Source organism: Vibrio sp. qd031, assembly GCF_002100145.1.
Classification (GTDB): Bacteria; Pseudomonadota; Gammaproteobacteria; order Enterobacterales; family Vibrionaceae; genus Vibrio.
On record NZ_JXQD01000002.1, the window covers coordinates 260,347 to 273,519 of the forward strand.

Sequence of the window (13,173 nt, forward strand, 5' to 3'; positions counted from 1 at the left end):
AACTATTTCCCATACCCGCATGCCCTATTAGCGTTGATGTTGACCTTTTCGCACTCAATTGCTGCCCAAACAGCGCTTACCGAAAAAGCGCTGTATGAAAACCAAACTCAACACAGCCACAACCTGGCTCGTGAATCCGGTTTTACTCAAACAGAAGACGAGCTAAAAGTCTTAAAAGCGTCACTGGCTCAGCAGCGTGACGAACTGAAAAAGCACAATGATTCTTTAGCTGGCACCTTTAGTCGCAATGAAGATGCACTCGCTCATTTAGAAGAAAAATTGCGCCTCGAAACTGGCAGCTTAGGAGAAGTATTTGGCGTAGTTCGACAAAACGCTAAAGAACTTCAAGGCGAACTAGAAAACTCAGTGACCTCAGCGGGAGCGCAGTCTTATAACCAGACAATAGCAGACATCACAGCAGCTACGGCTCTGCCCTCTATGGCTCAGCTCACGACTTTATGGCATGCATTAGACGAGCAAATCAAAGCGTCAGGTCAAATATCTCCTACTACGGTACCCTTCATTAATGGTGCTGGGGAAACTCAACACGTTGAGGCAATTCGACTCGGTTCATTCGGACTTGTCTCTGAACACGGTTACCTGAGCTGGAATGCGCTGAAACAAGAAGCCCGAGCTTACCTAAAACAGCCGGATCTAGGTCCTACCTACTCGACTCTGACCCCACTACTTAACGGTCAAACTCTACCAACCGTTGTTGACCCTTCTCGCGGGGTAATGCTAGAACAACTAGCACTAACGCCAAGTCTTAGCGATCGTATAAAGGCTGGTGGGGTTGTCGGTAAAATCATTTTAAGTTTGTTAGCTATAGGTCTATTGATCGCCCTAGTTCGCGGTGTCACTTTGCTAGTTACAGGTCACAAGATTCGCTCACAGTTAAAACAGCCTTCAAAGCCTGGTCATAATCCACTAGGCCGTATTCTCGCAGTTTACGACCCAGCAAAAACGCGCAGTGTTGAAGCGTTAGAGCTTCGTTTATTAGAAGCGGTTGTCGACGAGCAAGCGAGCTTAGAGCGCGGCTTGTCAATGCTTAAACTACTCGCGGCCTTGGCACCAATGCTAGGTTTGCTCGGTACAGTGACCGGCATGATTGAAACATTCCAAGTGATTACCCAATTTGGTAATGGCGATCCAAAAGTGATGGCCGGCGGTATCTCTATGGCTCTAGTGACCACGGTATTGGGGCTGATCGCCGCTATGCCATTGCTGCTTGCGCACAATATTTTAAGTTCACAAGCCGAACACATTCGCACCATTTTAGAAAAACAAGGCATTGCATTGGTTGCACAGCAAGCAGAAAAAGACACCAGCGCGCACAACCAACACAATAATGCTTTGCCTACTGAGCAGGCGGCTTAATGAGCGATTTGCTAGCACTGTTGCCCAGTAGCCTACTCAATAGTGAAGGACTGGTTGCCTTACAACGTTTTATGCAGCAAGGCGGCCAAGTTCTGTGGTGGTTAGCGGCTGTTGTGGCGATCACTTGGCTACTCATCATTGAGCGCGTGATTTTTTTATTAGTGCATTTTCCTAAGCTGCGAAGTCGCTGGGCAAACACCTGGCAAGATCGGACTGATCACCATTCATGGTACGCCCTAGCAATTCGAGATGGGTGGCTGAGTGATGCAAGGCGCCAACTCACCCAAAACGTTAATTTAATCAAAGTACTGGTGGCCATATGCCCAATGCTTGGATTGCTCGGCACAGTTACAGGCATGATCTCGGTGTTTGACGTAATGGCTAATCAAGGCAGCAGCAATCCCCAGCTAATGGCGTCAGGGATTTCGCTCGCAACCCTTCCCACTATGGCTGGAATGGTCGCGGCACTTAGCGGCATGTTTTTCCACGCGCGTTTAGTAAAGGCATGTCATGGTAAAGAAATTGAACTCGAAAAACAGTTAAGGAGTCACCAATGAGATTGGGGCGGCGTCATCACAAAACCGAAGAAGCGCAAGTCGATTTAACATCGATGTTAGACATCGTGTTCATTATGTTGATCTTTTTCATTGTCACGAGCTCTTTTGTGCGTGAGTCAGGGGTAGAGGTAAATCGCCCTCAGGCTTCTAACGCTGTAAGTCAAAAAGAGGCTGGGATATTCATCGCCATCACCTCTTCTAATGATATTTACATCGACAAACGCATGGTTGATGTGGAACGCGTTCAAGCCACGTTAGAGCATCTTTTATTGGATAATCCCGAAGCGTCACTGGTTATCCAAGCTGATGAGCACTCTTACAATGGTACGGTGGTAAACGTTATGGATGCTGCCAAAGGGGCTGGCGTTCAACATATCGCATTGGCTGCGGAGAAAACACGGTGATTCGGTTATTCGTTGCCGCCCCTTTTGCATTGGGGTGCGCGCTGCTTCTATTTAGCTTTATGGCTTGGATGGTCGATACCAGTCATCGACGAACCCCTGAAGCCAGCGATGCAGTTCGGTTTGACATGATAATGGCAAACAACGAGCAAGACGTTCAGCGCCGAAAACGAACCGTACCTGAGCAGCCAAAGACGCCCCAACTTCCTGAACAAATGCCCACCGCGCAAGTGGACACGCCTCAAACGCAACTTTCGGCGATAGAGTTGCCCAGTCTCAACTTAAATACAGGGATAGATGGGCTAGCCATTAGCACGCCTTCATTTGGCGACTTTGAGGTTAATCAACAAGTTATGCCGCTTTATCGCGTAGAGCCTCGCTATCCTTCTCGCGCATTAGATCGAGGTATTGAAGGCTACGTTGTTATGACCTTCACCATCGATGCTACGGGCAAGCCCACTGACATTACATTGGTAGAGTCCAACCCCAAAAATGTCTTTGACCGAGAGGCTGCGCGTGCATTGGCAAAATGGAAATATCAACCAAAAACTGACGCTGGAAAAGCTGTTCCCCAATACGGTCAAACCGTAAAACTAGAATTTAAGATGGCACAATGATCAAAACTTGGTTCACTCTCAGCTTATTATTGTTCTCAAGTAATGCGATTGCGCAGCAGCTCACCCACTACACCGCTGTTCGTGTGCAAAAAGCGCAATCACTTATGCAAAATGAGCAACACACCGAAGCAATCCAAAACCTTACGTCAGTATCGTCCAGCAACGCATACGACAAAGCCTTTGTGGCTAGAATGTTGGGCGTTCTATATTGGCAAAATGGCCAAGTGGCGCTCGCGACAGAAAACCTAGAATCCGCCGTGTCTAGCGGGCTATTACAAGATGAAAATGCTTGGGTTACTCAGCGCATGTTGGCGGACATCTACTTATCAAAACAACAGTTTACTGAGGCGCCGCAACACTATTACTCGCTCTTAGAGGCCATTCCCGAAACACAAACTGTGGGTGATATTTGGTTTAGAATTGCTCAAGCGCATTACCAAATTGCTGAGTGGGAGAAAGTGATCCCAGCATCGAAGAAACATTTAGCAACCACGCCTTTGGAGCTCACCCCATCGTTGTCACTTACGCTAGGCGCCCAGATGCACCTGAAAGATTGGGACGGAGCAATCAACACTCTCAACCAATTAATAGTTCAAGAGCCCCACAAAGTGGAATGGTGGCGCCAACTGTCTGGCTTACAAATGCAAACCAATCGTCATGATGAGGCGCTTGATACTCTTACGTTGGCTAAGCTCAATGAAATAGCTCTCACCGAGTCAGATAAGCGACTAATGGCGCAGCTCTATGTTAAACGTGGGATCCCTGAGCGCGCTGCACTGCAAATCAGTGAGCTTAACGATGCGCTGACTGATGTTCATTTGCTGGTAGAGCAAGCGACGTATTGGCAAATGGCAAAAGAGTGGCAGTTCGCCATCGATATTTGGCAAAAAGCTGCGCGGCTAGATCCCGCGTATCACTGGGAAGTATCGCAACTTTTACTTCAGCAAGGACACTTCAATGAAGCATTAGCGACCTTAAACCTTGTCGAAGGTAGAGACGAACACGTTGCTCTTGCCAAAACTCGCGCCTTCTACAAGCTTGGACAGTTCGATAACGCCATTGTTGAGGCAAAGCTTGCTAATACCATTAAGCCAACGCCCCATGCGCAAAGCTGGATAACATATTTAAGCCAACTTCGTCAGCAGGCATAACGAAGACGGTAGTTCTTGGTTCTATTGATATCAGCAGGCGCGATCTACGGTTGAAAATGTCGCCTGCAGTCATTTCCGCTCTAACACAGAACGCAACTTACCTCCATCACCTCAAGATCACAGTGATAATGCGCGAAAGTCGTATCTAACTTAGGTTTGAAGCCATTGCTCGAACTGTGGTGTTCGCGTTTATGGATGATGTGATAGTGGTAGATGGTGGCAACCGTGTTGATATGCGAAGCGTGTCAAGGGTCAGTCGCAGCGATCAAGGGGCGAAGCGCTACTTGGTCGTGATGGTTGAATTCAGTGCTTCTATTTGGATGACTTCATCATTACTTTTAAGTTGTTGGTCAGTCGCCCCCGCTAAAGGGCGACTCGATTTAACAACACCACTACGAGACTAATTGTATGCGCGCGCTACAGTGCCGTTGCCTTTATAGTGGTATTGACCTGAATGACAACTGATAAAGACAGACTCACCCGCTGACAAAATAATGCTTTTGCCGCCAGCGGTTACCGTGACTTCGCCATCAACACAAAAAAGGATTTCTGCACTGCGCAGGTATTGTGCCTTACTCTCTTGAGCTGCCGATAAAATATCGAAACCAAAATCATCAACAGGAATTGGATAACTCTTCTTGCCCTCTTTTAGCACAGGCTTAAGACGAATATCCTCTGGTTTTATTGGTTCAAATATTGTGTTGTCGATCAGTTCCTGCACATCAATGTGTTTTGGTGTGAGTCCTGCCCGAAGCACATTGTCTGAGTTGGCCATGATCTCAAGGCCAGTGCCTTGCACATACGCATGAGGAGTTTCCGCAAACAAAAACATCGCTTCACCTGGTGCAAGTTCAACAGTGTTTAGCAGAAACGGTGCAAAAAGGCCGATGTCGCCTGGGTAGTGCTTTTTGAAATCCATGCTGTATTGCATGGCTTCTCGTCCCATTGCGGTTTTGGCTGGCTTCTCAAATGCTGCGTATAACTCTTCCAAAGCCGTTTTTTTATGCTCGCCTTCCAACGACATAATGGTGGTGAAAAAAGCTTTAAGCGCGTTGCTATCTGCATGAGCTTTAAGCGTGCTTAATGCACTAGCCAACGAAGAAATTTGAACTTCTTCAAACAGCGCAATAATGTCAGCAATTGGGCGAAATCCATTCATCGCCTTGTAGAACGTCAATGCATAGACCAACTCAGGCTTATGATTTGGATCTTTGTAATTACGGTTGGACGCATTTAGCGCAATTCCTTGGGCATTCTCACGTTCAAAGCCCAGCTCTGAGTTTTGCTTGTTTGGGTGAACTTGAATGGACAATGGAGTTTCGGCAGCCAGTACTTTAAACAAGAAGGGTAATTCACCAAACCGTGCTGCGGTATACTCGCCCAGAACTTCAGTTTTGTTGTCGTCTATTAAATGCGAAAGCAGCTCTCCCGATTCACTCAGTTTGGAGCATCCATTAGGGTGTGCACCCATCCATATCTCAGCTTGTGGCTGATTGTTAGGGTTGGCAATGCCAAACAGTGTTTGGATAGAGTCTATGCTGCCCCAAGCGTAGTTTTGAATGACATTATCGAGCTTAAAAAGAGACATTGCTATTTCTCACCTTAATCTAAAATTTTTGCGCCAAGCTTTAGCGTGGCAGCGATGTTACGAGCTGTGCGAGTAAGATTATTATTCGCTTCTTCTAATACTTGTTGTAGTGGTTGTGGCGAACGAACCGTTCCAAAAGTACTGACGATAGTGCCATACAGTTCATCGATTTCTTGACCTAGCGATCCTGCTATACCAATGGTTGGAATGCCTTTAGATTGCGCTCTTTTGGCTATTCCAAATGGGGTTTTACCTTGTAAGGTTTGATTATCCATTTGACCTTCACCCGTTACCACAAGGTTCGCGCCATCCAACACAGTGTCTGCGTTAAGGGCGTCTAGCACCATCTCTATGCCTTGCTTGATGTGAATATTAAATATCAGTGACAGCCCCATAGGCGTACCACCAGCGGCGCCAAATCCTGGTGACAGTGTTTGATTGATAGTGGTTTGCTTAGCACTTACGGCCGCAAAGTGCGCAATGGCGTTATCCAGTGTTTTGACTAAATCTGGCGACGCGCCTTTTTGCGGTCCAAAAACATGGCTGGCACCATTTTCACCAATAAGTGGATTTGCCACATCGCACGCAACGATAAACTCCACCTCTTTGCTTCGAGGGTGAATACTCGACAAATCGATCTGCGCGATATCAGACAAAGCTGCACCACCAAAGGGAAGCTCATTACCATGCTGGTCGAGCAGTTTTGCGCCCATAGCTTGTGCAATACCTGCCCCTGCGTCATTGGTTGCACTACCTCCTAGCCCAAGCAGAACCTTATTGACGCCCTGGTCCAATGCTTCTTTGATCAACTCGCCCGTTCCATAGCTTGTGGTTATGGCTGGGTTACGTTGCTCGGGAGATATGAGATCTAATCCGGACGCCGCGGCAAATTCGATGAGCGCAGTTTGACCCTCGTCCAACAGCGCCCACTGAGCGTTGACTGGCTCGCCTAAAGGACCTGTAACTTGAGAATGTCGAACCTCGCCATCCAGCCCTTGTAGCAAGACGTCAACGGTACCTTCACCGCCATCAGCAAGGGGTAAGTGGACATAATCAGCATGAGGAAAAACGTCCGAAAAACCGGCCTCAATACACTCACACACTTGTTTAGCAGACAGTGATTCTTTAAATGAATCGGGCGCTATTACAATCTTCATCGTCAGTTACCTGAACCGCCCGACAATGCGGGCGGATACGTTAATTAAAACTTAATTTGGAACGATTTTGCTTGGCAAGGTTTTAGTGTACCAAAGGATTGTGAACTTTCGACTGTTTCTAAAGTGCGCTCATCCATCGTTACTTTTTCCCACGCCGTGATTGTTTGAGCAAATTCAATGCCATCTTCAATATCGCCCTGCTCTGCCGGATTATAGACGCGTACGATCAGCGCATCGTCATCTTCGGCTTTCTTAAGTACGCTGAGTACAGCGCCTTTTTGCTGTTTCTTGAGTAGCGAGTAAGTCAGCGGCTTATTTTGCTCCCCAACATTGAGCTTCATCGCATTGTACGGGATCTTGTTGTAGCATTGGATAGGCGTTACATTGTCACGTGCCTCAGCCATAATATTGGCGTCAATGTGATTGCCTGCAAAACCAAATAACGCAAATTCACAGACAATTTTGCCACGAGTCTGAGAGTCTGGCGTTGGGATCTTAATACCCGACGGACGACCCGGACGAAGAAGCAGATTCTCTTTACCCAACACCCCGACACCGCGCAGTAGCGTAAGAGCAAAAGTGTCTCGCTCTTCATTTTGCTTTGATGAAATCACTTCAAACTCGCGCAAACCATTGGTCATTAATGCCATACCACCAGTTTGATTTTCAACCGCAGCAAAGTTCATTAGCTGATACACAGGTACTGGTGCTTCTTTCCATTTTTCCTCTTCCCAAACGGCCATCGCTGGATCGTTAGTTGGACGAGTAATTAGACCAAACTGGTTATCCGCGACAACATTTTCAGACACGAATGGAGTTGGTACCAGAACACGTAAACGGTGGTCGTCGGCTTGGTTATCGAGCTCCATACGAACTTCAATGCGGCGCGAGCCTTGCTTAAGCACGACTTGACAATCTACATCGACAAAGCCATTTTGGCCCGAGCGTTCTTCGCGCTCTTGCAGGTTGGCAGGTACGTTCATACGCAGTGAAATATGAGCAACCGACTGAAATCCTTCATGTTTAATTTCTGTCTGCGCTTTAAACTCATCGGAGTAAAGCAGCCACTCTTGACGAGACGGAGAGTAGTCATACTCATCACCATCGTCCGAACCATCTTCAACTCGCAATACTTGATCAAACGTCATCTCGGTGTCTTTATCAAACACAGTCAGGGTGCCGTTATCATTGACATTAATGCGGTAGAACTCGTTCTCTAACAGGTACTCTTTTTGATAGGCCACTTTAACAGCGCCTTTTTCATTACCTTGAACGTGCAATGTCGTGAAGCCCATTGCCGGTACAGAACGCTTAATTTGAATGTCGTACTCAATGAACGGGTCATAATTACCATAATGGACAATTTGACGGTCTATCTTACCTGGGTCGATGATGCGCTGATCTTGGATGAAGTACTCAACAGCATTGCCGTTGTCATCAAACAGGTTAAATTGCTCAGCACGGATCGTAATGGTGGTGTTAATAACCTCTTCACGCTCATACGGAGAGAGGTTAAAGAAAGCAAGTTTGTCACAGCCTTCTCGCGCGGGCATGTGGTCAACGATTTTACGTTTGTAGAAGTTAATCAAGTTGGTTGCCATATCGTCCGCTAGGATATAGCGGTTGAGTATTTCGGCATGAACCTTATCGCTACAGCAGCAGCCGATAGAATCATGAGCATGGTTCTTCATGCTCTCTTTCCACATCTTTTCAATTAGCCCGTGGTGATACTCAAAACCTAATGACCATGCAATCGATGCCAGCGGTTCAAGGATATTTACTATCTTGTTTTCTACTTCAGCGTGGATCAATTTAATGTCCATCCGTGTAGAAGATATGGTGCGGTGGACACGCATGTATTTCCCGTCATTGAATTCACCCTTGATCGTATCAAGGTTGTCACGCTCTTCACGAACACGATCAAACACTTCCTCAAAGCGGCTCATAGTAAATTCACGCTCTGGGTAAATGTCTCGTAGCTTATCCATTACCTCGAAGATGTCCTTTTGAATAGGCATCTGATCGTGACCGTTGGGTAACAGAATGTCTTTGGTAACAGACGGTTTTTCTAATACGGGGAAATATTTGTCGAGTCGAGCTCGTAATCCTGCTTCATCTTGAGGTAAGTATTTACCAATGGCGTAACCTAAAGGCAGTACTTGCGCCAATACTTCGGAACCATCATTGGATTGCCAGACAAATTCGGTTTTATCTGTTCCATGACGCTCAGAGCATCCACGCCAAAACATCGTGGTATCGATGCCGAAACCATTATAAATCATCGGCAGTTGCGAGCTCATGGAAAACGAGTCTGGCAGATAGCCAATTTTCATTGGTTCACCTAACTCAAGACAGTCTCGAAGGCCATACATCATATTACGAACGATAGACTCACCGGACACTTGCATAGTGTCCGTTTGCGAATACCAAGGACCCACAATCAATTTACCTGCTTCAGCCAATGCTTGTACGCGCTTTTTATTCTCTGGCTTGATGGCGAAGTAATCTTCAAGAACGGCTGTCTGACCATCAAGAACGTAGTATTTGTAGTCTGGATCGCTCTCCAGACGTTGCATGATCTCTTCCATATTGTTTACAAGTAGAATGCGAGACTCTTCCGTTGTGAAATACCATTCACGATCCCAATGCATATGTGGCGTGATATGAACGCGTGATGTAATCATTATTTTTTACCTTTAAAGACGGTTGGCTGTGCGAGCTAAATTGATTGAGTGCTTTGTAGTAACCCGGCTGTTTGCTAGCCAAATACTTTGGACATAAGCGAGCTCAAGAACCCTTTTTTCTCTGGGGCTGTTTCTTCAACAACTGGTTGTTGTACGACTGGCTCTGGCTGAGCTTCTGGCGCTTGCTCGTCACTCAGTAATGCAAAGATTTCTTCAACCGTGGTTGCCTTTAGAACCGCTTCACGTACGTCATCATCAACTAAGGTGCTGGTTAGTTCGGTCAGCAGCTGCATGTGAGTTGAACCCGCCTCTGCGTTTGGAATCGCGATCAAGAAGATTAGGTTTACATCCTCTTCTTCATCAATACCTTGCCATTTAAGGTCTTTGGTAAGCGTTGCAACTGCAAATGCAGCTTCTTTTACTGCATCGGTTTTACCATGAGGGACAGCAAGGCCTTCGCCGAGGGCGGTAGCGCCATGCTCTTCGCGGGCAAATACGGCTTGCAGATACTCCGCCTTGTCGTGCAGCTTACCCTGTTGATGCAATTGCTCAGCCAGAGTTTCGATAGCCGCGTCTCGGCTTTCAAAGGTTGTTTGAAGGTTGATGAGTGATGCGTTTGTAAGAGTTGTAAGATTCATAATGTTCGCCCCGTGTTCACATTGATCTGTATTGTCTGTTTAGTTGCCACCAATAATACCAATCAAATACAAATAAACCATGATCAATGTCTCATAAATATCACAATATGTATTACAAAGGGGTTAAATTACCCCATTTGTATCTTCATTGAATTGTTATCTGCGTAAAAATTCGTATCATCGATTGTAATGCTTATGAGCAAATGCTCGGCAATAACGGCCCTTTTAGCTTAGTAAAGCCATGTAACCTGGTGAGGATATGATGACAAGATTACCCATGTATCGAAAAATTGCCGATGCGATCAGAGCAAAGATCAGCAACGGAATTTATAAGGTCGGTGAAGCCCTACCCACTGAGGCTCAACTTCGAGCAGAATTTTCGGTCAGCCGTGTTACCGTGCGCCAAGCTATAAAGTTGTTAACTGAAAATGAAGAGCTTGAGAGCATTCAAGGGAGTGGTACTTACGTTAAAGAAAGCAAAATCAACTACAACATGTACCAACAAAGTAGTTTTGCCGAGAAATGGGCGCACCTAGAAGGCGTTACCCACAGCGATGTACTGACGTTTCAGATTCAATCCGCTTCGTTAACGATGGCAGAACAGTTAGACATTAAAGAGGGAGAGCAGGTTTTCTATGTAAAGCGTGTTCGCTTTCTTGACGATATTGCTATTGCGGTTGAAGAGACTTGGATGCCAACCAGGCTGTTTCCTGATCTTAGTTACCAAGTCATGCAAGGTTCAAAGTACACCTATATTGAGCAACAAAAAGGATTGGTGATAGATAGAAGTGAACAAGAAATTGTTCCGGTATTAGCAGCAGAAGACGTCGCTGCACTACTTGGCATCGATCCAGAAATGCCAGTCATTGAAAAACGCACGCGCGGTTATCTCCACGACGATACCATTTTTGAATACAGTCGAAACTTTTTCACCACCAACAACTACAGATTTACGCTCACGTCTAAACGCCAAAGCGGGACTAGCGGTTATCTAACCCAAAAATAGCGACTAAACTTAATACATTGGTCATCAAAATTAGTCATTTATTTTCAACTAGCTAGTCTTCTCGTCTAATTTTGTATTGATTTGTTATTATAAAAAAATAACACCAATTAGATACAAATAATACAACTTGTGATTTTTGTCACAGCTAAGCAAAACAAATTGGGCGAGAATATAATCATTGAGCGGACCATATGGTGCTCAAATGACTAGAGACGACGCAAAGGAGCATCAGATGAAAATCTTAGCGATAACAGCATGTACTGCCGGTGTAGCCCACACCTATATGGCAGCCAAAAATTTAGAGAAAAAAGCAATCGCTCGCGGTTGGGAAATTAAAGTAGAAAAACAAGGCGCAAATGGCCTTGATGGAAAAATCACAGCACAAGACGTTGCTGAAGCGGATGGCATCATCTATGCGGTAGATGTTGGCGTAGTCGAAGCCGAGCGTTTTGAAGGTTTAACGTCGGTACAAGGTAAAGTCAAAGACGGCATTAAGGCTGCTGATGACATGCTGGATGCCCTAGAAGAGAAAATTAAAGCTGGTGGCTCTAAAGCAAAAGTGAGTGCTAATGCAAACAAATTTGCAGAAAAAGAAGAAAGCAACGACAACATGATCGTTAGCTTTTTAAAACTTTGGTACAAAGGCGCTCTATCAGGCGTATCGCACATCATCCCTCTTGTTATAATTGGCGGTCTTTGTGTAGGTCTACTTAACCTATTCTTTGGCTACGATTACACCCACCTTTATGATGAAGCGATACTGGTCGAGTACACAGGTAAAACCTATGCAGATCTTGGCATTATTAATGCGGCAGAAGGCTTAGCCAACAGTGAAATAAGTGCTATCAAAGACGAAGTATATGCCGCCATTGCGGAGCCTGAGGCCAAGGCACAATTTGAGTCTTCGTTCCAAGGCATTGCTCACTTCCTTTACTACAGTACGTTAAAAGCATTCAATCCATTGCTAATCTGTGTGCTGGCTGCGTTTACTGCCTACGGTATGGTGGGTAAGCCTGGACTGGCCCCTGGTTTTGTCGGTGGTTTCGTTGCTGTCGGTGGTAGCTTTGGTAAAATTTCCATCGTAACTGGCGGTTTCCTCGGTGGCTTGGTCGCAGGTGCTGCAGCAGCTCTGTTTGTCATGTTGGTGCGACAAATCAAAGTCCCGCAAGTGCTTGAATCGGTGAAGATGATCATCATTACCCCACTATTGGCAGGTATTGCAACTCTACTCTTCATGTACGCAGGTCCTGGTAAGTTCTTCGCAATGCTGAACACTGGCCTAGTGGATTGGCTAACTTCAATGGGTACAGGCAACCTACTGGTTCTTGGTTTCATTCTTGGTGCGATGGCGTGTTTCGATATGGGTGGCCCAGTCAACAAAGCCGCTTACCTATTCTGTATTGGTGTTGGTACAAGTGGTGATTTCGCAGGCGATGCATCTATCTTCTATGCAGCCTTTACTGCGGCTAAATGTATCCCTGGTATGTCTCTTGGTATTATGTCGGTAGTCTTCAAGCGCTTCTTTGACGAAGAAGACCGCTTGGCAGGCCCCTCTACAGCCATCTTAGGTTTCTGTGGTATTACTGAAGGCGCAATCCCTTACGCTGTAAAAGATCCTATGCGTATCATCCCAGCACACATGATTGGTGGTGGTGTTGCAGCTGCTTTGATTCTTTCTTCAAAGATCACTATTGGTACCGTCGCAGGTGGCGCAGTATTCATGCTTCCAGTTATTGGTAACCCTATGGCATGGCTTGCGTACTTCGTCATTGGTATTGCAGTCTCGATGGCACTGACTATAGGTTTAAAAATGGTCGCGCAAAACAAAGAAAAGAAGCTAGCTACCGCTAAAGCATAAACCGTACTTAAACTAACAACGCTCCAAAAACTCCAAGTATCCCCCGCTTGGAGTTTTTTTTATGCGTTGATTTAACCCCAGTAACCAATCGGTAGCACCAAAGCTACTAACTGGCCACACTTCACTGCGAGTGTTTTAT

11 protein-coding genes and 1 pseudogene are annotated in these 13,173 nt (G+C 46.0%); 8 read left to right on the forward strand and 4 right to left on the reverse strand.

Annotation, left to right across the window (positions count from 1 at the left end; all coding sequences use genetic code 11):
- The first annotated feature begins 36 nt into the window (after positions 1 to 36).
- The 6 genes from ST37_RS02225 (at position 37) to ST37_RS02250 (ending at position 4,507) form a co-directional block, all read left to right on the forward strand.
- Positions 37 to 1,377, forward strand: coding sequence for a MotA/TolQ/ExbB proton channel family protein (locus ST37_RS02225; protein ID WP_143698106.1), 1,341 nt, complete (start codon positions 37 to 39; stop codon positions 1,375 to 1,377).
- Positions 1,377 to 1,934, forward strand: a complete 558-nt coding sequence (locus tag ST37_RS02230) for a MotA/TolQ/ExbB proton channel family protein (protein ID WP_084883332.1) — start codon at positions 1,377 to 1,379, stop codon at positions 1,932 to 1,934. The genes ST37_RS02225 and ST37_RS02230 overlap by 1 nt, the downstream gene beginning before the upstream one ends.
- The gene (locus ST37_RS02235) at positions 1,931 to 2,338 is read left to right on the forward strand and encodes a biopolymer transporter ExbD (protein ID WP_084883335.1); all 408 of its coding nucleotides are present in this window, start codon (positions 1,931 to 1,933) and stop codon (positions 2,336 to 2,338) included. The genes ST37_RS02230 and ST37_RS02235 overlap by 4 nt, the downstream gene beginning before the upstream one ends.
- The gene (locus ST37_RS02240) at positions 2,335 to 2,952 is read left to right on the forward strand and encodes an energy transducer TonB (RefSeq protein WP_084883337.1); all 618 of its coding nucleotides are present in this window, start codon (positions 2,335 to 2,337) and stop codon (positions 2,950 to 2,952) included. Before ST37_RS02235 ends, ST37_RS02240 begins: the two co-directional genes overlap by 4 nt.
- Positions 2,949 to 4,103, forward strand: a complete 1,155-nt coding sequence (locus tag ST37_RS02245; protein WP_084883339.1) for a hypothetical protein — start codon at positions 2,949 to 2,951, stop codon at positions 4,101 to 4,103. The genes ST37_RS02240 and ST37_RS02245 overlap by 4 nt, the downstream gene beginning before the upstream one ends.
- 164 nt (positions 4,104 to 4,267) lie before the next feature.
- Complete coding sequence (locus ST37_RS02250; RefSeq protein ID WP_143698098.1) at positions 4,268 to 4,507, forward strand: DUF1499 domain-containing protein; 240 nt, start codon at positions 4,268 to 4,270, stop codon at positions 4,505 to 4,507.
- On the opposite strand, the gene manA is transcribed toward ST37_RS02250, so the two are convergent.
- The 4 genes and pseudogenes from manA to ST37_RS02270 all read right to left on the reverse strand — a co-directional run.
- Complete coding sequence (gene manA, locus ST37_RS02255; RefSeq protein ID WP_084883342.1) at positions 4,504 to 5,691, reverse strand: mannose-6-phosphate isomerase, class I; 1,188 nt, start codon at positions 5,689 to 5,691, stop codon at positions 4,504 to 4,506. The two genes, ST37_RS02250 and manA, sit on opposite strands and share 4 nt — an antisense overlap.
- A 14-nt stretch (positions 5,692 to 5,705) precedes the next feature.
- The gene (locus tag ST37_RS02260; RefSeq protein WP_084883345.1) at positions 5,706 to 6,848 is read right to left on the reverse strand and encodes a glycerate kinase; all 1,143 of its coding nucleotides are present in this window, start codon (positions 6,846 to 6,848) and stop codon (positions 5,706 to 5,708) included.
- A gap of 44 nt (positions 6,849 to 6,892) precedes the next feature.
- Complete coding sequence (gene mngB / locus ST37_RS02265) at positions 6,893 to 9,532, reverse strand: mannosylglycerate hydrolase (RefSeq protein ID WP_084883348.1); 2,640 nt, start codon at positions 9,530 to 9,532, stop codon at positions 6,893 to 6,895.
- 194 nt (positions 9,533 to 9,726) lie between these two features.
- Positions 9,727 to 10,170: pseudogene (locus ST37_RS02270) on the reverse strand (fructose PTS transporter subunit IIA); the annotation flags it as partial.
- A gap of 262 nt (positions 10,171 to 10,432) precedes the next feature.
- Here ST37_RS02270 and ST37_RS02275 point away from each other — a divergent pair.
- Entirely contained in the window at positions 10,433 to 11,176 is a 744-nt protein-coding gene (locus ST37_RS02275; protein WP_084883483.1) for a GntR family transcriptional regulator, read from the forward strand.
- A 232-nt stretch (positions 11,177 to 11,408) separates the two neighbouring features.
- Positions 11,409 to 13,034, forward strand: coding sequence for a fructose-specific PTS transporter subunit EIIC (locus tag ST37_RS02280; RefSeq protein ID WP_172400916.1), 1,626 nt, complete (start codon positions 11,409 to 11,411; stop codon positions 13,032 to 13,034).
- Positions 13,035 to 13,173: the final 139 nt, after the last annotated feature.

Bases quoted from the DNA above. Each gene is read 5' to 3' on its own strand.
- ST37_RS02280 (WP_172400916.1), top strand. From the start codon at position 11,409: ATGAAAATCTTAGCGATAACAGCATGTACTGCCGGTGTAGCCCACACC.
- ST37_RS02260 (WP_084883345.1), bottom strand. From the start codon at position 6,848: ATGAAGATTGTAATAGCGCCCGATTCATTTAAAGAATCACTGTCTGCT.
- ST37_RS02235 (WP_084883335.1), top strand. From the start codon at position 1,931: ATGAGATTGGGGCGGCGTCATCACAAAACCGAAGAAGCGCAAGTCGAT.
- mngB (WP_084883348.1), bottom strand. From the start codon at position 9,532: ATGATTACATCACGCGTTCATATCACGCCACATATGCATTGGGATCGT.
- ST37_RS02225 (WP_143698106.1), top strand. From the start codon at position 37: ATGTTGACCTTTTCGCACTCAATTGCTGCCCAAACAGCGCTTACCGAA.
- ST37_RS02230 (WP_084883332.1), top strand. From the start codon at position 1,377: ATGAGCGATTTGCTAGCACTGTTGCCCAGTAGCCTACTCAATAGTGAA.
- manA (WP_084883342.1), bottom strand. From the start codon at position 5,691: ATGTCTCTTTTTAAGCTCGATAATGTCATTCAAAACTACGCTTGGGGC.
- ST37_RS02275 (WP_084883483.1), top strand. From the start codon at position 10,433: ATGACAAGATTACCCATGTATCGAAAAATTGCCGATGCGATCAGAGCA.
- ST37_RS02245 (WP_084883339.1), top strand. From the start codon at position 2,949: ATGATCAAAACTTGGTTCACTCTCAGCTTATTATTGTTCTCAAGTAAT.